The sequence below is a fragment of the Pedobacter ginsenosidimutans genome (genome assembly GCF_001442625.1).
Taxonomy (GTDB): Bacteria; Bacteroidota; Bacteroidia; order Sphingobacteriales; family Sphingobacteriaceae; genus Pedobacter; species Pedobacter ginsenosidimutans.
The window spans coordinates 202,205-224,458 of sequence record NZ_LMZQ01000007.1 but is presented as its reverse complement, the minus strand read 5'-3'; the positions used below and the strand labels follow the sequence as shown (position 1 = coordinate 224,458).

Below are 22,254 nucleotides of genomic sequence, written 5' to 3'. Positions count from 1 at the left end.
TTTGTAGAAATATTGAGATAAAAATAGGCCGGTTTAAAAAAAGAAATTGCTTTTTTTAAAGATTAACGAATACCGTTGATCAAAAAACATAAAAATACGTAAATATTTAAAAATGAATGCGTTGAAAATAAGATATCTGTTTGTCGCATTGTGCCTGTTACACGTAACAGGTTTATATGCACAAACATTTACCAATCCTTTATTGCCATCGGGTGCCGATCCATATAGCTTTTATAAAGATGGTTATTATTACTATACCCATACTACCGGAAACCGTGTAGATCTTTGGAAAACCAAAACCCTGGATGGTTTAAAAGATGCCGAGCGGAAAACCATTTGGCGTGCACCTGCAGGAACCAAGTGCAGCAAAGAAATCTGGGCGCCGGAAGTGATGTTTTTAAGGGGCAAATGGTACGCTTATTTTGCAGCCGATGATGGGAAAAACGAAAACCATCGCATGTATGTTTTAGAAAATGCTTCTGCCGATCCGATGAAAGGCGAATGGGTATTTAAAGGCAAAATTACCGATCCGACTGATAAATGGGCCATTGATGGAGATGTGATCGATTTTAAAGGCCAGTTGTATATGATCTGGTCTGGATGGGAGGGAGATGAAAACGGCAGGCAGGAAATTTTCATTGCCAAACTTAAAAACCCCTGGACAGTGGAGGGTAAACGGGTAAAGATTTCTACACCCAAATTTAGCTGGGAAAAAATCGGGGACCTTGGTGGAGGAGCACACGTGGATGTAAACGAAGGGCCTCAGTTTTTGCCGCATGGCGATAAAATATTTGTCATTTATTCGGCGAGTGGCTGTTGGACAGATTTTTATGCCCTGGGTATGCTTTCAGCTTCGGCTAAAAGCAATCTGCTCGACCCTGCTTCCTGGACAAAATCCGATCAACCTGTTTTTCAGCAATCGCCAAAAGACGGCGTTTATGCGCCAGGCCATAACTCATTTTTTAAATCGCCGGATGGAAAAGAAGATTGGATCCTATATCACGCCAATGATAAACCGGGCCAGGGCTGCGGAGGTTTCCGCTCGCCCCGGGCCCAAAAGTTCAGCTGGAATAACGATGGGACACCAAATTTTGGAACCCCGGTAAAAGCAGGGCTGAACTTAACATCACCATCAAACCAAAATAAAAACTAAATCAGATATATACCGATATGAATTTAAAAAACTACGCGCTACTTGCTGTCTTGAGCTTTAACATTAGCCTGGGTTTTGCGCAAAAAACAAAAAAAAGCACTGAGCCTGCAAAGGTTTGGTCGATAGAAAAAGCCAATGCCTGGTACCAAGAACATAAATGGTTAACAGGTGCCAACTACATTCCTTCCAATGCCATTAATCAGTTGGAAATGTGGCAGGCCGATACTTTTTCACCCGATCTGATCGATAAAGAACTGGGCTGGGCTGAAGGAATCGGTTTTAACACGCTGCGCGTATTCTTGTTCAGCAAAGCCTGGAGTCAGGATCCTGAAGGTTTTAAAAAGAGAATGGATCAATTTTTAACCATTACTCAAAAACATGGTATTAAACCAATGTTTGTTTTTTTCGACGATTGCTGGAATAAAACTTCGGCCATTGGTAAACAGCCCGAGCCTAAAACGGGTATTCACAATTCGGGCTGGTTGCAAGATCCCGGAGATCCTGCTTTTAAAGAAGAAGCCAATTTCCCTGAACTCGAAAAATATGTAAAGGATGTACTTACCCATTTTGCACATGATAAAAGGATTCTGTTATGGGATTTGTACAATGAACCCGGAAATAGCGGAAAGTTAGAAGCCACCATACCTTTGTTAACCAAAACCATTAGCTGGGCAAGGTCGGTTAATCCCGATCAGCCGATTTCTATCGGATTGTGGAGCTGGGGTTTCGAAAAGCTTAACGAAATACAGCTGGCCAACTCAGATATTGTAACCTATCATAACTATGAGGCACCAGACTGGCACCAAAGAACCATCGATCTGTTAAAAGCCAGCGGCCGGCCGCTAATCTGCACCGAATATATGGCCAGATCGCGCAACAGCCGTTTCGCTAACATTTTGCCCATGCTAAAAAGCGAAAATGTGGGTGCCATTAACTGGGGTTTTGCTGCGGGTAAAACCAACACCAAATATGCCTGGGATACCCCGCTTGCCGATGGATCTGATCCGATTGAGTGGTTTCACGAAATTTTTCAGCCCGATGGCACCCCATACCGCCTGGATGAGGTTAACCTGATTAAAAAACTCAATAACAAATAAATTATGGTCAGTCTGTCCAAAGGACTCCTACAGAGAGCGGAGGCGAAGACCCTTAGGTGAAAATAGAAATATTTGTCTTTCTACAGGCTATCATTGACAGACTCCAATAGAATAGTCGTCATCTCGATCCGATAGCTATCGGATGTAGCGCAGTCCCGAACGTTCGGGAGAGAGATCTATCTAGACAGATTTAGCTCCGCTGAGCACTTCATGGTTCTCGACTGCGTTGCACTCCGCTCGAAATGACGGTAACTCTGGGGGTTTTTAAGCGTAAATTAATTGCTGTCATTCATATTGACTTTTATGAAACAAATAAGCCCTTAGGATGAAACTATTCTTTGCTTAAATTAATAACATTGCCAAACCTAACTTTAACACACAAATTTAAACCAATGAACAAAAAAGTAACCATCCTTTTCTCACTGCTGGGGCTCTCGCTTTCCCTTTCTGCGCAGCAGCAAGACAAATCGTGGTCGATGGTAAAAGGGAAAATCTCTTCACCATGGGCCCAGGAAGTTAATCCTAAAAATGTATTGCCAGAATATCCCCGCCCACAGTTTGAGCGTACCGGTAACTGGAAAAACCTCAATGGGCTTTGGGATTATGCCATTTCTGCAAAATCACAACAGCCTGCAATCAACCAGGGTAAAATCCTTGTGCCTTTCGCGGTAGAGTCTTCACTTTCGGGTGTTGGCAAAACAGTAGGTAAAGATAGCTTGCTGTGGTACAAAACCAGCTTTACTGTGCCTGCAAACATGAAAGGCAAAGAAATTTTGATTCATTTCGGTGCGGTTGACTGGAGAAGTACCGTGAGTATCAACGGTAAAGCGGTAGGTAAACATGAAGGCGGTTTCGATCCTTTCAGTTTTAATATTACGCCGTTTTTAAACAAGAGTGGAAACCAGACTTTAACCGTAGAAGTTTGGGACCCGACAGATGAAGGCCCTCAACCAAGGGGAAAACAGGTGAAAAAACCGGAAGGCATCTGGTATACCCCGGTAACCGGTATCTGGCAAACGGTGTGGATTGAGGCAGTAAATAAAGTACATATCGATCACATTAAAGTAACGCCCGATATCGATCAGCAAACGGTATCGGTTACCCCGTTTTTAACTGGCGCCAGCACAGGCGATCGGGTTAAGGTTTCAGTATGGGATGGTACGACCAAAGTGGCTGAGCAGACCGCTGATGGCACGGGCGCAATCAGTTTAAAAATTGCGAACCCCAAACTTTGGAATACTAAAAATCCATTTTTATACGACCTGAAAGTGGAGCTGATCGCTAAAAATAAAAAGGTTGATGAGGTGAAAAGTTATTTTGCCATGCGCAAAACCTCAATAGGCAAAGATCAGAACGGCATTCAGCGTATGCTGTTAAATAATGAATTTGTTTTTCAGTATGGCCCCTTAGATCAGGGCTGGTGGCCAGATGGACTTTACACCGCACCAACAGATGCGGCTTTAAAGTTCGATGTAGATAAAACCAAAGAAATGGGTTTTAATATGATCAGAAAGCACATTAAGGTAGAGCCTGCACGTTGGTACTACTACTGCGATAAAGCAGGTATGCTGGTTTGGCAGGATATGCCAAGCGGCGACCTTGGTAACGGCTGGGAGAACCGACCTGGTGTTTTAGATCATGGATCAGACCAAAACAGAAGTGCCGAATCTGAAGGATATTACAAAAAAGAATGGAATGCTATTATCGATGCACTTTACAATGTGCCTTCTATTGTGGTATGGACACCTTTCAATGAGGCCTGGGGGCAGTTTAAAACAGTAGAAATTGCCAAATGGACAAAAGAGAAAGATCCTTCAAGATTGGTGAATACGGCCAGTGGAGGTAATTTCTATCCGGTTGGCGATATTATCGACCTGCACAATTACCCGCATCCGGCTATGCCGAGTCCTGATTATTTTGGAAAAGACTATGCCCTTGTACTGGGTGAATTTGGTGGGCTTGGCCTGCCCATTGATGGCCATGTATGGCAACAGAAAAATAACTGGGGTTACCAGAGTTTTAAAAACAAAACCGATCTGTTTAATAAATACGCCCAGTTTACCAAACGTTTAGCAGAATTAATTCCATTAGGGCTTTCTGCCGGAGTGTATACCCAAACTACCGATGTTGAAGTAGAAACCAATGGCTTGATGACCTATGACAGAAAAGATATCAAATTTTCGGAAGCACAGATGAAAGCTTTGAACGATAAGCTGTACAACATAAATATACCAGTGCGGAAATAATCTCACATTTTATATTTCAAAGAAGAGGTTGTATCCTAATATAGATTTGTCATCCTGTCCAAAGGATTCCTGTGGAGAGCTTGTCGAAGGACCTGTTTGAATACGCTTTAAGGTGTTTCGACAGGCTCAACATGACAGCATCTGGGCTGAAATCGCCTTTATGATACAACTTCAATGATTTTATTATTGTAAATGAGTTTTTTTATTTGTCAGCAACCGAAAGGGTACCTTGTGTTGGGCAAGGAAATATGCTAATATTTGTTTACCCCTTTATTACCTGTTGTTTACCCTTTCTCTATACCAAGTTAACCCCAGGTTAACCCCTGGGTTACCTTTTCTTTACCTCCTGGTTACCTAAAAGGTAAAGCCAGGCGCTGCTTTTGGCCTTTTTTGGGTGAGTCGGGGCCGATGCTGCCCGCCAGCAAGTACCTTTAAGTGGTAATTAGTTATATTCGCTTTGTACTGATCGGGAAACTTTAATTCATATGAAAAAATCATTATCTTCCGCTAGATAATAATCTTGACTGCAGCAATTCTTCCTTAATTTAACCAGATGAAACAACTCGATTTTTCCACTTTCCCTGTACTCGAAACAGATAGATTGATCCTTCGCAGGCTTTCGTTGGAAGATGCTCCTGTAATTTATCAATTGCGTTCGGATGTTGAAGTGGCTGCACTGACGGGCAAGGCGCCTTTCATTCATATTGATGAAGCCATTGCATACATCAATAAAATTGATCATCTGATCAATAATGATGAATCTATATACTGGGTTGCTTCTTATAAAGGCGATAACGCTATGATAGGAGCAGCCTGCCTATGGAATTTTGATCTCCGGAATGAGACCGTAGAATTGGGATATGAGTTGCTCCCGGAGTTTCAGGGTAAAGGCATCATGGTAGAGATTATTACTCGTATACTCCAATATGCATTTGAGGTAATGGGCATTAAAACGATCGTTGCTTGCCCATCCAGCGACAACCCGCCTTCTGTAAAACTACTCGAAAAAATGGGGTTTGAAATTGCCTCAAGCGATTATCAAAATACGCATGTAAATGTTCCGGGCATGCTCACATTTATCCTTACTGGTTATCCAAAACAATAAAAGGAAGATCATAACAATCTAGACCCTTGCCAGCCTAAACTCATTATAACACATTACAATATTAAAGCCAAGAAAAAGTATCGCCTCTGAACTTACTTTAAGTTTATTAATATCTGCACCAACAGCTGTAGAAATAACCAAGGTAGAGAAAACCAGGATGGCACTTACGAAAATGCTCACAAAAGCCGATCGCAGTAACATCGTTATCCTAAACAGGTTTTTTTGAAAAAAAACTTCAGGCCTACGGATCATTTCTACCAGATTAATAAAGATAAAAAGACCGATAATGAAAATATATGCATTCATATAAGGCGCTGTACTATCCCACACCAAAAGACCAAAATAGCCTTTAGAAATGAAGTATCCGATAATACCCAGGCAGATCAGGCTTTTTAAAACTGTCCAGAATTTTTTGCCCGAAAGCATCAGGTAGAATTTAGGGTATTTAAGGCTGTCAATATGGTCGGCAATGCTTAATAACCTTAGCGAAGCGGGGACAAAGGGATTAAATACGCCTAGCAGCATGAGCATAATGGTACTCGAAAACTGAAAAACAGCATCACTGATCAATCTGTCCATTTTGGCCTGGTCCAATACAGTATCATCAGCGTAGGTAAATATCGACAGGCAGATAAGAACAATAATCACAAAGTGAAATACCACGCCTGCATAACTGCTTAAAACTGTGTTATTAAGCCGCAGATCTTCATTGCTTTGTGTTTTGTTGTCACCAGATGAGAATTTGGCTGAAAGCGCTTTGAGCGAATCGGCCGTACCTCTTACTATGAGCGCTATGGCGAGGATAAAAATCCCTATCCCAATAATAAAACAGGCTATGCCGGCAGCCTCAAAACTGTACAGGCCTAATAGAAATAGAACTAAAGCGATGGAGATGGCTACGTGTTTATACTTCACCCTGGTAAAACCATGCAGATTTAGCAGGAGCGTATAAAACAGCCCAAATGCACTGCCAACTACAATAGCCATCAATATTTTAGAAATAATAGTTCCAGTCATGTTCCCGATTAAAAAACTTATGCGATAAGAGGTTAGTATTCGTCTTTCCAATCTACAACCTTTACCTCATCGCCAACACGGATAATCCCCAATTGTTGATGAAGCAGGTTCTGGCCGAACATGATTTTTTTACCTACCGTACGGTAGCTGGCCAATGTTCTTAATGGTTCCTGCCCTTTTTCGCCAGTTTGCTGATCGATGGTAATGAGCACGCATCTGGCACATGGTTTTACTGCCGAAAACAATACCTCACCAATGTGAAAAGTTTTAAAACTATCCTCAACATGTGGTTCCCCGCCTGTAAAAACAAAATTTGGGCGGAAACGGTCCATTCGTATTGAATCATCAAGCTTTTCATTAAGCCCGTTAAGCGACGATTGGCCGATAAGCAGGCAAGGATAACCATCGGCAAAACTAACCACTTCATCATTCGAAGCATAATCCCGGTCTACCAATCTTTTTTCAGTTAAAGGCATTTTTACCAATCTAACCTTAAACTTCAGGAAGTCAGAAAACCAATCGCTTACTGTTTTATTTACTTCAAGTGCAGTGGCGGTATCGTTCCAGATTACAACAGATAGCTCTTCTCCGGTATCTTCATCCAAAGAAAAGGATATACTTTGCTCGGGTAAAGTTTTATGAGAAACGCTTAATTTACCATCCCCAATATTTACCTGAAGCAGTGCCAGTTCAAAATATTTCCGTTGGGTAATAAATATACCTTCCTCATCAACAAGCATCCATCTTCTATCATATTGCAGGCCTTTTTCTTCAAGCTGTGCTTCTCGGAGACTTATGCCTCCCAACGATTTGATGGGATAAATATTGATTTCGGAAAGGATAAATTTGCTCATGTTATCTGCAATTATAAAATTTCAATGTTCTTCTGCTCAAATGCCTCAAATATCTGCGCATTGATCATGCTTCTGGTCAAATCGGCTTTCGATATATCCTTGCACCAGAAATAAATATTGATGGTACTGTTGAGCTTACTCACTGGGCTGATCATAATAATAGGCTCTTTGCTGATAAAAACATTGTTGTTCTCTACAATAATTTCTCTGATCAGGTTTACCACTTCAGTAGAATTAAAGGGTTTCGCAATCAATAAAGAAATATCTACCCGCATCTGGTTGTTGCTCAGTGTCCAGTTGATGATGTTATTTGATAAAATAGAACCGTTGGGGATAATAATTTCGGCGCCTTCATCGCTAAGTAAGGTACTGGAGCGTACGCCGATTTCCTTTACCCTTCCTTTTTTATTGCTCAGCTCTACAATGTCGCCTATTCGGATGGTTTTATCAAAAATAAGGATAATCCCCGATACGAAATTGCTTACAATATTCTGTAAGCCCAACCCAATTCCCACGCCTAAGGCGCCCAGGATAACCGTGATTTTATCAATTGGCAGTCCGGAAGCGGCAACGGCGATTAAAAAACCGCCAATTAATAATACCAAACGGGTTACGAGTAATTTAGATCGCTCTCCTTTGTTATCGTCAAAACTGTCATCGCCTGTATCGCCAAAGAAATAGGCAATGTATTTCTGCAAAAAGTTGGCAACCCAGATAATGCCCAAAAACAATACGATACCGCCAAAGGTAAAAGAGAAGTTGCCAATGGTTCTTTTTTCGGTGAGGATTTCCATTACCGATTCGTATAGTCCATTAAAAATATTCAGGTTGGTGGTAAATATTACAAACCAGATTAGGGTAGCCCCAATGCCGGTTAGCCTTTTAAGTCCGGTAATTACAGGCTGCCAATCAAAATACTCTGGAAATCCTTTACGGATCCTGCTGCTTTTCATCTGTAACAAAAAGGCCTCTACCAATACTTTGGCCAGGATGGTTAGCGATATGGCATTTAAAAGCGAGCTTACCCCGGTTGAATAAAAAATCTGCGTGAGGGTAAAGCGGCCAAATAGATTACAAAAGGTGGCAATGATAGAAAAGCCAACGTAAATAAAACCCGTAGTGAGGATCATCCTGTATCTTTTGGTTTTCTCATCGAGCATTTTCCATACCATAATGCCATAGGCAACGGAGCTGGTGGTTAAGAACAGCAGCAGCCAGCGCTGGTATCTTGGTGGCATACCCAAAAGGCGTAAAAAAACCGGAGCAAGAAGAAGTACCACAAATATGCACCAATAGTAAAACAACTTTGAGTCTAGCTTTTTGCGGAAAAATACAGTGAGCAAAATGGCTAGAATAAGCTCAACAGCTTCTATGTAAAGTGCGGGCGCCCTCAGATCAAATATTGGGGCCAATGCAAAGAGCATGATAAAAGTAATTAAATAGGGCTGTGGACTAACCAGTGAAAAACCATCAAGGGTTTCTAAACGGCCCCGCTGTTTTACGCTTCTAAAATTGAAGAATACCCAAAAGAAGAATATGGTACAGGTAAAAAGTAATAATAACCGGCTGCTCCTGGTGTACACAAAATAATAGCCCGATATTTCTTGTTCTCCTTTTATAAACCTACGGAAGCCCATGCTTTTATTGGCCCGTCTGTTTACCGTTTCCCACAAATAACGGCGCTCTTTACCAAAAGCTTTAATGCTTACGGCATCGAGCTGACTATCGGTAAGATACATCAACTCTTTAATATTGATGAGGTTAGAAGAGGTTCTGGCCTGCAGGTTGTTGATGGATAAGGTAGTCGTTTTTAGTAGACTATCCATCACTATACGTTTCTTCTTTAACTCTGCAAACTGCTCTTTAAACATAACCTGTATGGCAGGTACCGTAAATACTTTAATCAGTACGGTATCTTTACGCAGGTTAAGAATTTCTGTTTTTAAAGCCCGTAACTCCTTTTCATATTCATCAAGGTCTGACAAACAATCTTTATTATTGCTCTGTAATTCTTCCAGCAGGGTTTGATCCATCTGCAGGTTTTGCAGGTTGGGTGATCTGTCGCTTTGCATTAACCGGCTTTTAAGCAGTGCCAGTGCAGCTTCATCCTGAGTTAAATGTGCTTCTATTGGCTTAAGTTTCTTAAAGGAGCCAACGGTAACCGGAACTTTATTAACGGTTTCAAATACTTTTTCCAGGTGTGCCAAATAATCGCCTTTGGTCAATGTAGCAGAATCCGAAAGAATAGATACGTCCTGTCCCTTATCTGATAACCTGCCCTTTTGTGCAAATGCACTACCCATAATAATAATGGTAAAAAGCAGGAGTAATAGATTTCGGAATAGTATAGGGAAATTATTTATTGTTATCATTGGATTTAAAGAAGTATTGGGAAATATCCCTTTTAAGGATATATGTTGCCAAAAATAAGGATTAGAATTGATTTTACAGCTGGTGGTTTTGGCTATTTCATTTACAATGAATGTTAAAAATGCGAGCGCATTAATGCCAGAACGAATTTAATGCAAATTTATACTGTTGTTCGGTAAAAATTAAATAATTTCAATTCAGCATTTGCTATTTTCAAGCTTAAAAGCATAAAAATGATCTATTGTGAATAATTTTTAACGAAATACAGTTTTGCTTTGTTTTTATCAGGCTTTTCTATTACGGTAACCGCACAGGCCACATGGCGGATTGTGAAAGATTTTGATTCCGACCTGAAAAATAAATAAAAGCTGCAGGAGATTAACCATAAACAATCGATGAAGAAACAGAATAAAATTATCCTCGGGGTTTTAACGTGCATCATGTTGGTAGCCATTTCGTTGATGTATAAACTGCATTGGTTTGGCGCAGGTATGAAACCTCAGCATGCTGCAAGCAGTAACTCTGACCTTGTTGTTGCGGTTGTGCGCGATACACAAGCAGTAACACTTAACCCTAAAACTGAAATTCCGAAAGAAGCGAAGCAGGTCGAATTTTCACAAAGCGGAAACACTATTGAAGATTTTGTTCCCGGATCGTATAAAATTGCAATGGATACCAAAGGCCGTTTAAATAATGACGAACTGGAAGATGTAGTTTTAGTGCTCCAGAATAAGACAGACAGTACAGATTTGCGCCCTACTTTAATTTTGTTGAAACAGCCGGAAGGTGGGTACCGTTTATACGCCAGCTCCTGGCTGGCCATTGGCGCTGCCTATATTAATGGCGATTACCAGCAATATGACAGTGAAGACATCAGCATAGATCAAAAAAGAAATTTAATTATATCAACTTACAGCAGCGGTCCTGTAGGTAATCGCGAAACCAGGTACCGTTTTATAGACAACGAACTTGTTTTTACTTATATGGAAACGTTTAACGCGGGTGCAGGCCAGCAAACCAAGGTGACCTATGATGTTTTAAACCAAAAGGTAACGATTGAAGATATTAATACCATGAAAGAGGATATGCCTGCTGCAGTTAGCCATGGTACTTTGCCACAACACCCGCCTTATCTTTTTAAAGAGATTGATCCGACAACGGTTTTCTCAGAATAATGGCAAAACATCGCCAGGCAAGGAGCCTTGTTTTTAAAAGCTATTAGCTTGAAATACAGGCCCTTCGTTTAAATTTTAAACAGATGATGATTAGTTTTATTCCTTTGTGAGGTAAATAGTCATCACAGCCCTTGCCGCAGTTTGGTTAGTTCCATAAATAAGCCATTGTTTATCCGTTACTTCAGTACTAATCCGCATGTACTGATCGGTCTGTGCTACAATGCTCCAAGTGGTCTGTGCGGCAAAATTAGGATTGCTAAAAGTGAGGATACGGTTATCTGCATTTCGTCTCAGGATATAATCTGAAAACTTTACCGATGTATTAACATCAGTAGAAACTTTTACCTGTTTATCATCAAATGTCCAATACGATTTTACGGCATCTGCCACGATATGGCTAACTTTGACTCCTGAAGAATTATAAAGCTCAAGGTCATACCCACCCGTCGACCATTTGCCATTCAGGGTTTCATTCGTGGTATTATCGGTGTCTTTTTTGCAACCCGATATATTAATGATGATATATAACAGCAATAAAATACGTTTCATACCTGGCCTTTAGATAATTGAAGTTAAATAAATCAAAAGGAATTCGCAAATCTAATATATACGCTAACCCGGCTATCTGTAGTTTGATAGCTGAATTGGCACATTTAAATTTATTTACCCCGGCTTGTAGCAAGTAACGCTATATACACGTTTATACCTTAAATTAACACTAAGCATCAATGAAAAAAATCTTGCCAATTTTAATGGTATTATTTTGCATCGCCGGATGTAAAAAGGAAAAACAGGGAAATTATTCTGAAACCATAACAAAGGGCGAAAAATGGGGAATAAAGATCGGCAGTTCACATGCTGAAGTATACACCCAACTGCAAAAGGCAGGACCAAGCCTCGACTTTCAGCATGTGGCAATTTTTGGCCACAAGCCTTACAGTTCGCCAGAAAGCCTTGGCCAGCTTCTTCCTTATTATTATGCGCTCACTATTTATAACAATACCGGGACTTTAGACCGTGTAGTGCTGTTTTTTAGCGGAGATAAAGTACAGCAGATTGCCACAGGCGGTGGCCTCAGCACACCAGTAAGCAAATGGCCGGAAAATGTGGCTGATGATACCGCAATAAAAGTTGATGACCCTGTTTCAGGTTTAACAGCAAAGCTGATCAAAATCCATCAGTTACCAGCCTATGCAGCTTATGGATTTGTACTTTCCGATAAACCATTAAACAAACCGTACGATCCGGATATGAATAATCACGATGACTGGCAGTTTGGCTTTTCAAACTTTGTAAGTGCAAACATCAGCGGATCTTCAACAGTAACCCTTCATTTCAAGGCAGGTAAGCTGGAAAGTATAGACCACGATTATCGCGAGGGGCAAATATTTAATTGATTCGAATCTGCTGAAATTAAAAAAATAAGTATCATAAATGGGAGTTTCCCAGCAGCGTTTTATTGCAATTTCACGATTACCTCAAAATGCTTTTAGCAACAAGGGAGTTTAGTGAATCAGTTTAAAAATAAAACGAGGACGTATCATAAAGTTGAAATCGCCTCTATGGTACAACCTCGTTTTTTTGAATATAAATTATACTAACGATGCATGTGCATCATTTACAAATTTAACGTATCCATTAAATTAACAGGTCGGAATCCTGATTGCGGGGATTGTGCTCTGGAAAACTATTCTTATCGAAATGATGGTGACGATAAAAGTTTGCACGGTCAATCTCTACAATTTCATCTTCCATCCGCAACGCCGCCGGACTTCCAATTACGCTTCGGATCTGGTTCTCCAATTCAGGGGTAACCTCACCAATAATATATCTCGGCATTGCCCTGAACTGATCTTGGTGGATATCGGGTAAAATAACTTCTTTTTTATCTTCGCCTAAATTTGCGAGCCCGATCGGTATCAGCACAGCCTTTTCCTCCAAATCTTCGCCCATATCGACAAGCTCTACAATAACGTAGCGTATTGCATTTTGCTCGGGATCAAACAGGAGGTCGCGCACTTTTCCAACCGGATCGCCAGCTTCATTTCTTACTGGCCAACCTTTAATGTTTGCCTCGCCGTCTGTTAATTGATAACTACTTTTTGAGAGCTCTTCTAAATTGCTGTATACAATAGTTCCTGAATCCATAATCGCTTTTTTTAAGGGGCCGTTAATAACGATGCCCATTTTTACAACAAGTTTTTCAGGAGATGGTTTTTATGCTAAGACGCCAGGGTACACAAATTAGGCGGCTAAAATAAATATCGTAAAGGAGTTAATTAACGGTAAATATTTGTGATCTAGTGTTTTGTGTTGACAGTGAAAGGTGTGGGAAACAACAAAAATATTAATCGAAATAATTTTTTTTATCAGGCGGCAATCATGCTGTTTAACGATTATTTTGTATAATCGTTAAAATAGAATCAGAAGTTAATGAAGAATATAGCTGAATTTAGAATGTCATTAAAAGAAGATAGGCCTGATAGTAACATGTCAGTTCAATTGCGCGCACTTTGGTACGATGCAAAAGGAGATTGGCATACGGCCCATAACCAGGTCGACCATTTAGGCGATATTGCCGCTGCCCGCATCCACGCCTATCTGCACCGCAAAGAAGGCGATATCTGGAATGCCGATTATTGGTATGGTAAAGCCGGAGAGAAAAGGCCACAATTATCATTAGAGCAGGAGTGGGAAGAATTGGTACAGCGTTTTTTATCATGATGGGTGTAAATTACCTATCATTTAGCTCCAGTAATAACTAATGGTATGCTGGGGAGATAATACCTGAAACAATATTAATCTCCCAAAATCTCCAGTCCTTTTTATTTAGCAGGCATTTTAAACGAAGGGGGAAGTGACGCTTCATCCGCCGCCCATAATTTATTAGGACGTTTGCCCATTACCAGCTCCAATTTGCCCCCTTTCATTAAATCCTCGTGAGCAAACCACGATTTATTCCATGCTTGCCCGTTCAGTTTAGCCGATTGAATGTATTTATTTTCAGGAGAATAGTTTATACAGTTCAGCTCAAACTTTTTGCCATTTCCCAGATCAAGTTTTACGTTGGCAAAAGTGGGGCTGCCAATTACATACATGGGCAAGCCTGGGGTTATCGGGTAAAAACCCATCTGCGAAAATACTACAAAAGAAGTAAGGCCACCGCCATCTTCATCGCCTGGGATACCCATTAAATCGTTGCGGAACCACTGACTTAATAAACTCCTTACTCTTTTTTGCGTGCGCCAGGGCTGTCCCGCATAATTGTACAAATAAGGAATATGCATAGCAGGTTCATTACCCATAGAAAACTGCCCAACATTACCCGTATGATCAGGCAACTGCGAATAAAAATCAAATCTGCTTTTGCCAAGCGGTGTATTATACATTTTCTCCAGTTCATCAACAAAAGCCTGTTTGCCGCCAATCATATTTACCAAATCGCCCAGGTTGTGCAACACATCCCATCGGTAAAGCCAGCCATTGTTTTCGTCGTAAGTTTCTCTGGCACCAAGTCCGCCCGAAAAGCGGTAATCCAGCGGTTTAATAAATTTACCTTCCGCATCTTTCGGATGAAAAAATCGGGTGTCGGGATTAAACACCGTATGGTAGCTGCTACTTTTATCTAAAAAGTATTTGGCTTCGTCGGTTTTACCCAATTGCTGAGCAATATTGCCCAGGCACCATTCATCATAAACCGTACCGAGGGTAACGGCTATCGGTTGACGTTTTTCAAAACCATGAACTTCTGCTGCAGTTTCTTTTTCGCCTTCAGGTAAAGCAGGAAAATAGCCATTATCTTTAAAAAACTGATCTAAAACACCTGCCTTTTTTGACGACCACGGGGCCAGGGTTTTTTCGGTAATGGCTGCTTTACAATACTGATAAGCTTCATCAAGATTAAAATTCCTCAAACCCTTGTTATAAGCATCAATTACGGTGGCCACACCATGATTGCTGTTCATCCTCCGGCTATCACCAGTTACCTCCGGAAAAGTTGGCATCCAATGGTCCTTCATCTGTTGTGCCATTCGCAGATAAGAATTAATCATATCGCTTTCCATTTTTGGCTCAATAATCACACGGAGTGGGTGTGTTGCCCGGTAGGTATCCCAAATCCAGTCGTCAGTAAAAAATGGCATGCCATTGTCATTGTGCACTTTTCCGTCGAAGGCACTAAAATACCTTCCATCTTCAGATAAGCTGATCATTCTTTCGTAAGTGCGATAAAGGGAAGTGTAAAATATGGTTTTGGCTGTTTCATCAGTGCCTGTTACCATGATCTTTCCAAGCGTGGCATTCCAGATATTCTTTCCTGTCTGCGCCACCTGGTTCAGGTTATAATCCTTGATTTCTCGACGGAGATTGTGTTTTGCCTGTTCTTCACTGATAAATGATATGCCATAACGTGCCTTAATCTGCTTGGTTTGAGCAGGAAATTTTAAAATAAGATGAGCATCACGGCCGGAAGCAGACTGTTCCCTAGAATCAATTTGAGTTTCTTGATGCCTGCCTGATTCAACGGGTGTTAAATCAGTTTCGAAATAGAGGTAAACCTTGGTATTATTGTCTAGTTTCTGAAAACCACTTACCACATTCTGGCTCACCTTTAGCGCCCCGTTCCTCGTGTTTAAAACCAGATAAGCCGGAACATTTGTCTGCGAAAAATTGAGCGCATATATCCCCGATTGGTGCGATGGCGCAAATTGTACATTTATCCCAAAATCATCCAGATCAACTTCATAATAATAAGGCTTAATCACCTCATTGTCGTAGCCATAAGAAATTACCTTACCCACATTTTTGAGGTCGCCCTGAAACGGACTCAAATTAAAGGCTGAGCTGCCCCGGTGGCTGGTAACCACAACAGGCAAACCATCTATAGTATTACTGGTAAAATTATCACGCTCAGGATAAACCCGCAATAAGCTGTTAGGTAAATGAACAGTAGGATAAGTGGGTACAAGTAAATGGCTAATGTTACCAATGTATGGGTTAACATAGTCTACGGGTTGTTTTTTAGCTTGTGCATGTGCAAAATTGATACAAGCTATTAGCAAAAACATTGCGCTCAATAAAGAATATGTATATTTTTTCATGTAATGGATTTCGATTAGATGTGATAAACATAGTACTTTCAAAAACGATATTCAGCCCGCTGATGAATTGCCGACTGTATCATTAATGATGTAAATTTTTTAACCTACTTAAATAGTAAAACGATTTATCAAATCTAATGGAAAGGATCAGTTTATCAAAAAATCAACAGCAGAAAAAGTTCTTTCCTATTTAGCATGTTGTATTTTACCCGAGTAAAATTACAATGCCTGGTGCCAAAAAATTAGGTTACGGCTTAAGCGTGAGTGGTGTATCAACAAAAAAGAGCGATGAATAGATTTCATCGCTCTTCGATTGTTAAATTTCTATTTATTATTTCGCTAATGAAGCAGTTTGTTCTGTACTGGTTACTGGTGAGCTTATTTGTGTTTTCATTGCTGCAAATCTGTCTAGATTCAATTTTGGCGTGCTTCCCATTACTAAGATATGCTCTCCGGTGGCTCCGCTTAATTTTAAATCTGCACGGCCTTCAATTACTGTATATAAACTTTCTGTATCTGAATCGATTTCGGCAACTGCATTTCCTTTTAAGAATAACTGAAGATATTTAGCATCCAATTTGCCCGCTGTTTTAACTACGGCATTTTCAGAAGCCTGTACTCTATAGATGTTGTTTACATAAACGGTAATCTTCGCCATATTTCTATCTACTGAACTGATTTTTAATGCATGTCCATCCTGGATCACTTTTACTTTACCAGTGTTGTCGTCATTGTAGCTTACACTTTCTTTTTCTCCTTGTATCAACGTAATTTCTACATTTCCGCTTACAATAACCTGGCTGATGTTTTTAGGTGCCGACATTTTGATTGGCTGTTTCTCGCCTGCCATTACACTTGTTGAGAAAATAGCAGAAGTTAAAACGATAGCTGCTAATACTGATTTTGTTAGGGTTTTGATTGAGGTTTTCATAATGCTGTTGTTTATATTTTTAATTAATATTTTATGATTGTTTTGTAGATAAGACGCCACCATGGCCGAAACGTTGCAGCAGAAAATGCTCAATTATACCAACACAGCTTAATTCTCGACGAACAGGTTTAAAAATCGGGCGAAAAGGAGTTCATTTTTACGAATACTTCCATACCTGCCGCTTAATTCTATGTACAACTTTAATCTTGTTGGCTTAGAATTAACAAAAGCTAAACATTTGCTTTAAAGGCCTGTTAACCTTTTGCGGTAAGTTCCAATAAATTGAGGTCATGAGAAAGACCGTACAGATGAAAAAAATGAAAGAAAAAAGTAAGGCTGGTTAAACAGCTACGAGCCTGTAATACTCCAAACAGATAGATTGGCGGAATTACTTACCTGCCTGAAAAAAAATGGCCTATGTTGATAATCCAGAAAGGTGGGTTAAATCAATATTACCCAAGCTCAGAACTTGGGTTTGAGTGGGCAGATGTTTGATATTCTGCCCTTTCGGGTTCGCTATAATGGCTAAAATTTAATCGATAGTTTTTCGGAAACAAGAACATTGTTTTTGTAGTACTCGAAGAACCAGGTTCCATTCTTTTTTAAAACTACGCCGTTCCCGTTTCCGTTGTTGGAAATGTAACAATCTTCTACAGAGGTTTTGAGTAAGGTCATTACAATTTTAGGCGTTGCATCTATCAGTTGGTAGCCATTGCTTATGGGTTGGGCATATAGTAGCCCCTCTTGTTGTTCTGTTTTGGCGACGATTGGCTGATTAACCGGTGCAGGTGCTGCTTTAGCCGCTACGTTTGCCGGGGCAGGTGTTGAAGTGGTAACCGTAGTTGGGTTGCCCGCTACATACTTAAAATCGTTAAAGGACGTAAATGCGTCTTTCAGTGCTAAATTATAAGAAGTCTCGTATTCTTTCTCCCTGCTTTTACCTGCCTTGCTCTTTATCACTACAGCGCCCTTACAATCCTTAAGTAAAAGGGTAAGATTGGTAACGAACATGCTGTTATTTTCCTGCAATTCTACTACCAGGGCCTTGCATCTATCTGTTGCAATTTCTTCTGGTATTTCAGAATTATCAAAATACACCGTAAAACCCTTTTCCTCAAAAAAGGCCTTGGTAAGGGTATTTAAGCCATATTGATTAATCTGTTTGAGAAAACTAAATTTCTCCGGCACAATGATGTATTTGTAATTGGCAGTATTAGACTGTGCCTGTACAGAAAAAGAGATTGCTAAAAAGAGAATAAAAAGATATCTTTTCATAATGGTTAATGGAGCCTGGATAAGATTCCGTCTCAATTTATAGAATGAAACGGAGAAAATCAAATTTATCGTTCAGTAACACGATCCATATTAATCAATTACCTACAGTAGGCGTAGCCGCTTGAATACATCAGATCGCACTAGTGAAGAAAGAACAACTATTTATCACAAAAATATTTCTAAATTTAGACAAAACCCTTTTTTTTATTTCAAAATTAAACCAATATAAACCAAACATATGCTTAACATTCAAAACACCAAACTATTCTGGGCAAGCTGCCTGGCGTTATTGGTTACTTCGCTTTCCTTCGGCATCCGGGCCGGGATCATGAACCAGCTCGGGATCGATTTTCAATTGAGTACCTCCCAATTGGGCACTATTACGGCAGCTGCTTTCTGGGGATTTCCGCTGGCTATTGTGGTCGGAGGATTTGTGGTCGATATGATCGGCATGAAACGTTTGCTGGTAATGGCCTTTATCTTCCATCTGGCCGGAATTGTGCTTACCATTTTTGCTCAGGGCTACTGGAGCCTGTTTTTATCTACGCTGTTAATCGGGATTGCCAACGGTACAGTAGAGGCCGCATGTAACCCATTGGTAGCCGCTTTATACCCCGAAAATAAAACCACCCGTTTAAATCATTTTCACCTATGGTTTCCAGGGGGCATTGTGATTGGTACCTTGCTGGTTACCTTGTTTGTTCAGCTTGGACTGGGGTGGAAGGTGCAGGTGGCCATGATGATTATTCCTACTTTAATTTATGGATACCTGTTTTCAAAGTTAGATTTTCCGGTTACCGAAAGGGTATCATCTGGTTATTCTAGTTCGGATATGTATAAAGCAGTACTTTCTCCATTGTTTATCTTTATGTTCATCTGTATGTTCGGTACGGCCATTACCGAATTATTTACAGGTCAATGGATAGGTTTACTGTTGAAAAACGTAACGGATAATGCCATTTTATTGCTCACCCTGACTACCGGGATTATGGTAATCGGCCGCGGTTTTGCCGAACCTGTGGTTCACCGTCTTGCCCCTCAGGGCGTACTGCTCTTGTCTGCAATATTTGCTGCAGCCGGACTTTACATGCTGAGCACTTTTACCGGAAATTCTATTTTTTTCGCTGCAATCATTTTCGGCATAGGCGTTTGTTATTTCTGGCCGACCATGATCGGTTTTGTGGCCGAGAATGTCCCTAAATCAGGAGCACTAGGCCTAAACCTGATGGGGGGTGCGGGGATGTTTGCTGTTTCTATTTATACCATGTTTATGGGGAACTTTTACGATAACCTGATTGTTAAACATTTACCTGCTGGTGCCTCGTTAAGTGTTTATTTAAAAGCTCCTGAAAATTCAGCATCAGCGCAAGCGCTTGCCAATGCCAAAAATCTGGCGGGTCCTGAAATTCTGCAGGCTACATTGATTATCCCTATCATATTGATTGTGGCGTTCGGCGGATTAGTTATCTACCTGCGTTCACGAAAAAAGAGCAGGTCTGTAGCTTTGTAACTAAAAGATAATCACTTAATACATTATTCATCAAATACATGCAAAGAATAATATCTACAAGTTTATGATGCTAAATCCATCATAACTTGTAGATATTTGGGGTTTATTTTTTGATCACTGTATTGTTCCTCAATAAATTAATTATAACAAAGAACTACCTGGCGATAGCTCATATGGCGCTTTGCCTGCTTCAAAAATCCTTGTGTTTTCACTTCCCTGTGTAGTGATTTCATCGCCTAGTATCCTGATCCAATTGCCTTCGCGCAGCCCCACTACCTTTATGCTATTCTGCGTTAGAAACTCCATGATCCTGGTTTCCCTTGTTTCTCCGTTATGTTTTAATTCCGGATTTGGGTCAAGATAATGAGGATTAAGGTTAAAAGGAACCAGTTCCATGCAATCAAAAGAGGGCGGATACACAATAGGCATATCATTGGTGGTTTTCATGTTTATGCCACCGATATTGCTTCCGGCGCTACAGCCCAGATAAGCTTTACCAAGTTTGATGTTTTCACTTAGATGCTTCATTAGTCCGAGTTCATGAAGTGTTTTTACCAGCAGAAAAGTATTGCCTCCCCCGGTAAAAAATCCTTGGGCTGCGTGGATCGCCTCAATGGGGTTGTTAAATTCGTGCAGGCCTTTAACGCTGATATTTAGCTGTGAGAAAAAATCTCGGGCTTTGGCAGTATATTCTTCATGCGAAATGCCTCCTGGCCTTGCATAAGGGATAAATATAATTTCATCTATTCCGGCAAAGAGCGTGATGAGCTCATCTTTTAGGTATTCCAGATAATTACCGCCAAACAGCGTAGAAGTAGAGGCCAGGATAACATTCATTTTGGTAAATTTATTTTCCAGTTTTTAAAAGCTTGTTTTGCAAAGTTAAAAAATGAACAGACTTTTGGGTTTAAATAGAAATTCAGTTCGATTTTTAAAACGAGAATAAAATATTTTTTATTGTTCATCTCTCCACTAGGAAAATTATATTTGTTTACAAATATTTATGATCCTCAAAAGAATCATCTTTCTGGAGAATTATTCGTCTATCAATCCCGATTTTTAACATGGAGCTTCTTTTCGATAAGGTCAAAAATAAAATCAGACATCAGGTCTACATCTTTGTTTTATCACGATTTGGCTTTGGTAATAGAGTATCAAAAAGTATATGGGAAAAACAGTTTTGTGGTAAGGATTGGGATTATCTTTACGCTGAAGCTGAAAAAGATCATTATTTAGCTATTGTAGATCTGTTTAAAAAGTATGGATCGGGTAAGATTTTAGATGTGGGCTGCGGACAGGGGGTCCTTTATCATTACCTTAAAGCGGCAGCAGAACCATTAAATTACCTAGGAATCGATATATCCGGCAATGCAGTTGAAAAAGCAAAAGCTTCATTTTCGAAGGCTAATTTTAAGCAGTTAGATTTCGACTATCAAAAGTTGGAAGGGAAGTTTGATGTAATCATCTTCAATGAAACCTTGTATTATTTCAACAGGCCGTTAAATACCATTCAGAAATGTATAAACCAGAACTTAAATAAGGGTGGGTATTTCATTATTTCCATGTGCGATTTTTTAGGCCATGATGTGATCTGGGAGAAACTCAAAAAGCACTTCAATTTTATCTCTTTTCAAGAGATACTTAATGAAAACAATCAAAAATGGAAAGTGGTGGTATTTAGACCCTAGTAGCCTTTTTTATCCAGAGAATTGGATCGAAGAATGTACGCATAAACTGATAGGACTTACTCAGTTTAAAAGATATGGAGCTCTCGGTATCGCGCGTGTGGATGCCTATCCTACGCAGTGCAAACTGATTCGATCTCCGCTGATAGATCGAAAGTCCAAAAGTATAGCCTGCCTGGCTGACCAGTGTTTTGTAATTTTTGGGAACCTCGCCATAGGGATAGGCAAGGGCAACTATATCTTTCTGCAGAAGCGCTTCGAGTTCATTTTTGGCAGCCAAAATTTCCTGATAAAATACTTCTTCACTGATTTTATTTGCCCTTAGGTGATGTTTGCCATGGCTCGCAATCTCCATGCCGAGATTAGAAAGATAAATGAGCTGCTCGGCATTCATTAAACTGAACCTTGAAAAGCCCTGTTCCGATACATCCCACCTGTTAAAACCAGCAATTTCGCCCGTTGGGATAAAAAATACAGCTTTCATATTTCGTTTCAGTAGTTCTGGAATAGCGAATTCAAAAAGTGCAGCCGGGCAATCATCAAAACTCAGGATCACTTCCTTCTGCCGCCTTTGGTGATTATGATCTTTTAACAGTTCAAAAGTAGTGGTAGTAAACCCATGCTTTTCAATGGTGTCGAGCAAGAGGATGAACTTTTCTTCACTGATGCTCCAATTTTCCAGGCCTGGACCGGGAAGATTATTGATATGGTGGAGCATGATAATTGGAATGTTCAAG

The 22,254-nt window shown here is 40.2% G+C and carries 19 protein-coding genes; 9 read left to right on the top strand and 10 right to left on the bottom strand.

What is annotated here, in order from left to right:
- Positions 1-112: 112 nt before the first annotated feature.
- The 4 genes from ASU31_RS12840 to ASU31_RS12825 all read left to right on the top strand — a co-directional run bounded on the left by ASU31_RS12840 (position 113) and on the right by ASU31_RS12825 (position 5,601).
- Entirely contained in the window at positions 113-1,153 is a 1,041-nt protein-coding gene (locus ASU31_RS12840) for a glycoside hydrolase family 43 protein (protein ID WP_083505358.1), read from the top strand.
- Positions 1,154-1,170: 17 nt separating this feature from the next.
- A complete protein-coding gene (locus ASU31_RS12835; RefSeq protein ID WP_057932698.1) occupies positions 1,171-2,250 on the top strand; it encodes a glycoside hydrolase 5 family protein in 1,080 nt (359 codons plus the stop codon).
- 392 nt (positions 2,251-2,642) lie between these two features.
- A complete protein-coding gene (locus tag ASU31_RS12830; RefSeq protein ID WP_057932697.1) occupies positions 2,643-4,496 on the top strand; it encodes a glycoside hydrolase family 2 protein in 1,854 nt (617 codons plus the stop codon).
- Between the two features lie 553 nt (positions 4,497-5,049).
- Entirely contained in the window at positions 5,050-5,601 is a 552-nt protein-coding gene (locus ASU31_RS12825; RefSeq protein ID WP_057932696.1) for a GNAT family N-acetyltransferase, read from the top strand.
- Between the two features lie 18 nt (positions 5,602-5,619).
- Here ASU31_RS12825 and ASU31_RS12820 read toward each other — a convergent pair whose 3' ends face one another.
- From ASU31_RS12820 to ASU31_RS12810, 3 genes are read right to left on the bottom strand one after another with little or no spacing between them, the layout of a single operon-like run.
- Positions 5,620-6,618 carry a hypothetical protein gene (locus tag ASU31_RS12820; RefSeq protein ID WP_057932695.1) on the bottom strand — a complete coding sequence of 333 codons (999 nt, stop codon included), beginning with the start codon at positions 6,616-6,618 and terminating at the stop codon, positions 5,620-5,622.
- Between the two features lie 32 nt (positions 6,619-6,650).
- The gene (locus ASU31_RS12815; RefSeq protein ID WP_057932694.1) at positions 6,651-7,472 is read right to left on the bottom strand and encodes an MOSC domain-containing protein; all 822 of its coding nucleotides are present in this window, start codon (positions 7,470-7,472) and stop codon (positions 6,651-6,653) included.
- Positions 7,473-7,483: 11 nt separating this feature from the next.
- Positions 7,484-9,844, bottom strand: coding sequence for a mechanosensitive ion channel family protein (locus ASU31_RS12810; RefSeq protein WP_245224537.1), 2,361 nt, complete (start codon positions 9,842-9,844; stop codon positions 7,484-7,486).
- A 393-nt stretch (positions 9,845-10,237) separates the two neighbouring features.
- On the opposite strand from ASU31_RS12810, the gene ASU31_RS12800 reads away from it, so the two are divergent.
- Complete coding sequence (locus tag ASU31_RS12800; protein WP_157257993.1) at positions 10,238-11,017, top strand: hypothetical protein; 780 nt, start codon at positions 10,238-10,240, stop codon at positions 11,015-11,017.
- Between the two features lie 96 nt (positions 11,018-11,113).
- Here ASU31_RS12800 and ASU31_RS12795 read toward each other — a convergent pair whose 3' ends face one another.
- On the bottom strand, positions 11,114-11,566 hold the full coding sequence (locus ASU31_RS12795; RefSeq protein ID WP_057932690.1) for a hypothetical protein: 453 nt from the start codon (positions 11,564-11,566) through the stop codon (positions 11,114-11,116).
- 179 nt (positions 11,567-11,745) lie between these two features.
- Between ASU31_RS12795 and ASU31_RS12790 the strand changes: the two genes are divergently transcribed.
- Positions 11,746-12,414, top strand: coding sequence for a hypothetical protein (locus ASU31_RS12790; RefSeq protein ID WP_057932689.1), 669 nt, complete (start codon positions 11,746-11,748; stop codon positions 12,412-12,414).
- Between the two features lie 241 nt (positions 12,415-12,655).
- Here ASU31_RS12790 and ASU31_RS12785 read toward each other — a convergent pair whose 3' ends face one another.
- Entirely contained in the window at positions 12,656-13,165 is a 510-nt protein-coding gene (locus ASU31_RS12785; protein WP_167346183.1) for a PRC-barrel domain-containing protein, read from the bottom strand.
- Positions 13,166-13,450: 285 nt separating this feature from the next.
- Between ASU31_RS12785 and ASU31_RS12780 the strand changes: the two genes are divergently transcribed.
- Positions 13,451-13,741 (top strand): hypothetical protein, encoded by a 291-nt coding sequence (locus tag ASU31_RS12780; protein WP_057932687.1) that lies wholly within the window; start codon positions 13,451-13,453, stop codon positions 13,739-13,741.
- Between the two features lie 101 nt (positions 13,742-13,842).
- Here ASU31_RS12780 and ASU31_RS12775 read toward each other — a convergent pair whose 3' ends face one another.
- The 3 genes from ASU31_RS12775 to ASU31_RS12765 form a co-directional block, all read right to left on the bottom strand.
- Positions 13,843-16,116, bottom strand: coding sequence for a GH92 family glycosyl hydrolase (locus tag ASU31_RS12775; protein WP_057932686.1), 2,274 nt, complete (start codon positions 16,114-16,116; stop codon positions 13,843-13,845).
- A 331-nt stretch (positions 16,117-16,447) separates the two neighbouring features.
- Complete coding sequence (locus ASU31_RS12770; RefSeq protein WP_157257992.1) at positions 16,448-17,047, bottom strand: GIN domain-containing protein; 600 nt, start codon at positions 17,045-17,047, stop codon at positions 16,448-16,450.
- A 525-nt stretch (positions 17,048-17,572) separates the two neighbouring features.
- The gene (locus ASU31_RS12765; protein WP_057932684.1) at positions 17,573-18,322 is read right to left on the bottom strand and encodes a hypothetical protein; all 750 of its coding nucleotides are present in this window, start codon (positions 18,320-18,322) and stop codon (positions 17,573-17,575) included.
- Positions 18,323-18,560: 238 nt separating this feature from the next.
- Here ASU31_RS12765 and ASU31_RS12760 point away from each other — a divergent pair, with 238 nt between their 5' ends.
- Complete coding sequence (locus tag ASU31_RS12760; RefSeq protein ID WP_057932683.1) at positions 18,561-19,832, top strand: MFS transporter; 1,272 nt, start codon at positions 18,561-18,563, stop codon at positions 19,830-19,832.
- Between the two features lie 141 nt (positions 19,833-19,973).
- On the opposite strand, the gene pepE is transcribed toward ASU31_RS12760, so the two are convergent.
- Positions 19,974-20,669, bottom strand: a complete 696-nt coding sequence (gene pepE, locus ASU31_RS12755) for a dipeptidase PepE (RefSeq protein WP_057932682.1) — start codon at positions 20,667-20,669, stop codon at positions 19,974-19,976.
- Positions 20,670-20,896: 227 nt separating this feature from the next.
- On the opposite strand from pepE, the gene ASU31_RS12750 reads away from it, so the two are divergent.
- Positions 20,897-21,520 carry a class I SAM-dependent methyltransferase gene (locus ASU31_RS12750; RefSeq protein ID WP_057932681.1) on the top strand — a complete coding sequence of 208 codons (624 nt, stop codon included), beginning with the start codon at positions 20,897-20,899 and terminating at the stop codon, positions 21,518-21,520.
- On the opposite strand, the gene ASU31_RS12745 is transcribed toward ASU31_RS12750, so the two are convergent.
- Complete coding sequence (locus ASU31_RS12745) at positions 21,510-22,253, bottom strand: polysaccharide deacetylase family protein (RefSeq protein WP_157257991.1); 744 nt, start codon at positions 22,251-22,253, stop codon at positions 21,510-21,512. The two genes, ASU31_RS12750 and ASU31_RS12745, sit on opposite strands and share 11 nt — an antisense overlap.
- Between the last annotated feature and the right edge of the window lies 1 nt (position 22,254).

Excerpts from the sequence above, each read along its gene's own strand:
- ASU31_RS12840 (WP_083505358.1), top strand. The coding sequence starts at position 113 with ATGAATGCGTTGAAAATAAGATATCTGTTTGTCGCATTGTGCCTGTTA.
- ASU31_RS12835 (WP_057932698.1), top strand. The coding sequence starts at position 1,171 with ATGAATTTAAAAAACTACGCGCTACTTGCTGTCTTGAGCTTTAACATT.
- ASU31_RS12830 (WP_057932697.1), top strand. The coding sequence starts at position 2,643 with ATGAACAAAAAAGTAACCATCCTTTTCTCACTGCTGGGGCTCTCGCTT.
- ASU31_RS12825 (WP_057932696.1), top strand. The coding sequence starts at position 5,050 with ATGAAACAACTCGATTTTTCCACTTTCCCTGTACTCGAAACAGATAGA.
- ASU31_RS12820 (WP_057932695.1), bottom strand. The coding sequence starts at position 6,618 with ATGACTGGAACTATTATTTCTAAAATATTGATGGCTATTGTAGTTGGC.
- ASU31_RS12815 (WP_057932694.1), bottom strand. The coding sequence starts at position 7,472 with ATGAGCAAATTTATCCTTTCCGAAATCAATATTTATCCCATCAAATCG.
- ASU31_RS12810 (WP_245224537.1), bottom strand. The coding sequence starts at position 9,844 with ATGATAACAATAAATAATTTCCCTATACTATTCCGAAATCTATTACTC.
- ASU31_RS12800 (WP_157257993.1), top strand. The coding sequence starts at position 10,238 with ATGAAGAAACAGAATAAAATTATCCTCGGGGTTTTAACGTGCATCATG.
- ASU31_RS12795 (WP_057932690.1), bottom strand. The coding sequence starts at position 11,566 with ATGAAACGTATTTTATTGCTGTTATATATCATCATTAATATATCGGGT.
- ASU31_RS12790 (WP_057932689.1), top strand. The coding sequence starts at position 11,746 with ATGAAAAAAATCTTGCCAATTTTAATGGTATTATTTTGCATCGCCGGA.
- ASU31_RS12785 (WP_167346183.1), bottom strand. The coding sequence starts at position 13,165 with ATGGATTCAGGAACTATTGTATACAGCAATTTAGAAGAGCTCTCAAAA.
- ASU31_RS12780 (WP_057932687.1), top strand. The coding sequence starts at position 13,451 with ATGAAGAATATAGCTGAATTTAGAATGTCATTAAAAGAAGATAGGCCT.
- ASU31_RS12775 (WP_057932686.1), bottom strand. The coding sequence starts at position 16,116 with ATGAAAAAATATACATATTCTTTATTGAGCGCAATGTTTTTGCTAATA.
- ASU31_RS12770 (WP_157257992.1), bottom strand. The coding sequence starts at position 17,047 with ATGAAAACCTCAATCAAAACCCTAACAAAATCAGTATTAGCAGCTATC.
- ASU31_RS12765 (WP_057932684.1), bottom strand. The coding sequence starts at position 18,322 with ATGAAAAGATATCTTTTTATTCTCTTTTTAGCAATCTCTTTTTCTGTA.
- ASU31_RS12760 (WP_057932683.1), top strand. The coding sequence starts at position 18,561 with ATGCTTAACATTCAAAACACCAAACTATTCTGGGCAAGCTGCCTGGCG.
- pepE (WP_057932682.1), bottom strand. The coding sequence starts at position 20,669 with ATGAATGTTATCCTGGCCTCTACTTCTACGCTGTTTGGCGGTAATTAT.
- ASU31_RS12750 (WP_057932681.1), top strand. The coding sequence starts at position 20,897 with ATGGAGCTTCTTTTCGATAAGGTCAAAAATAAAATCAGACATCAGGTC.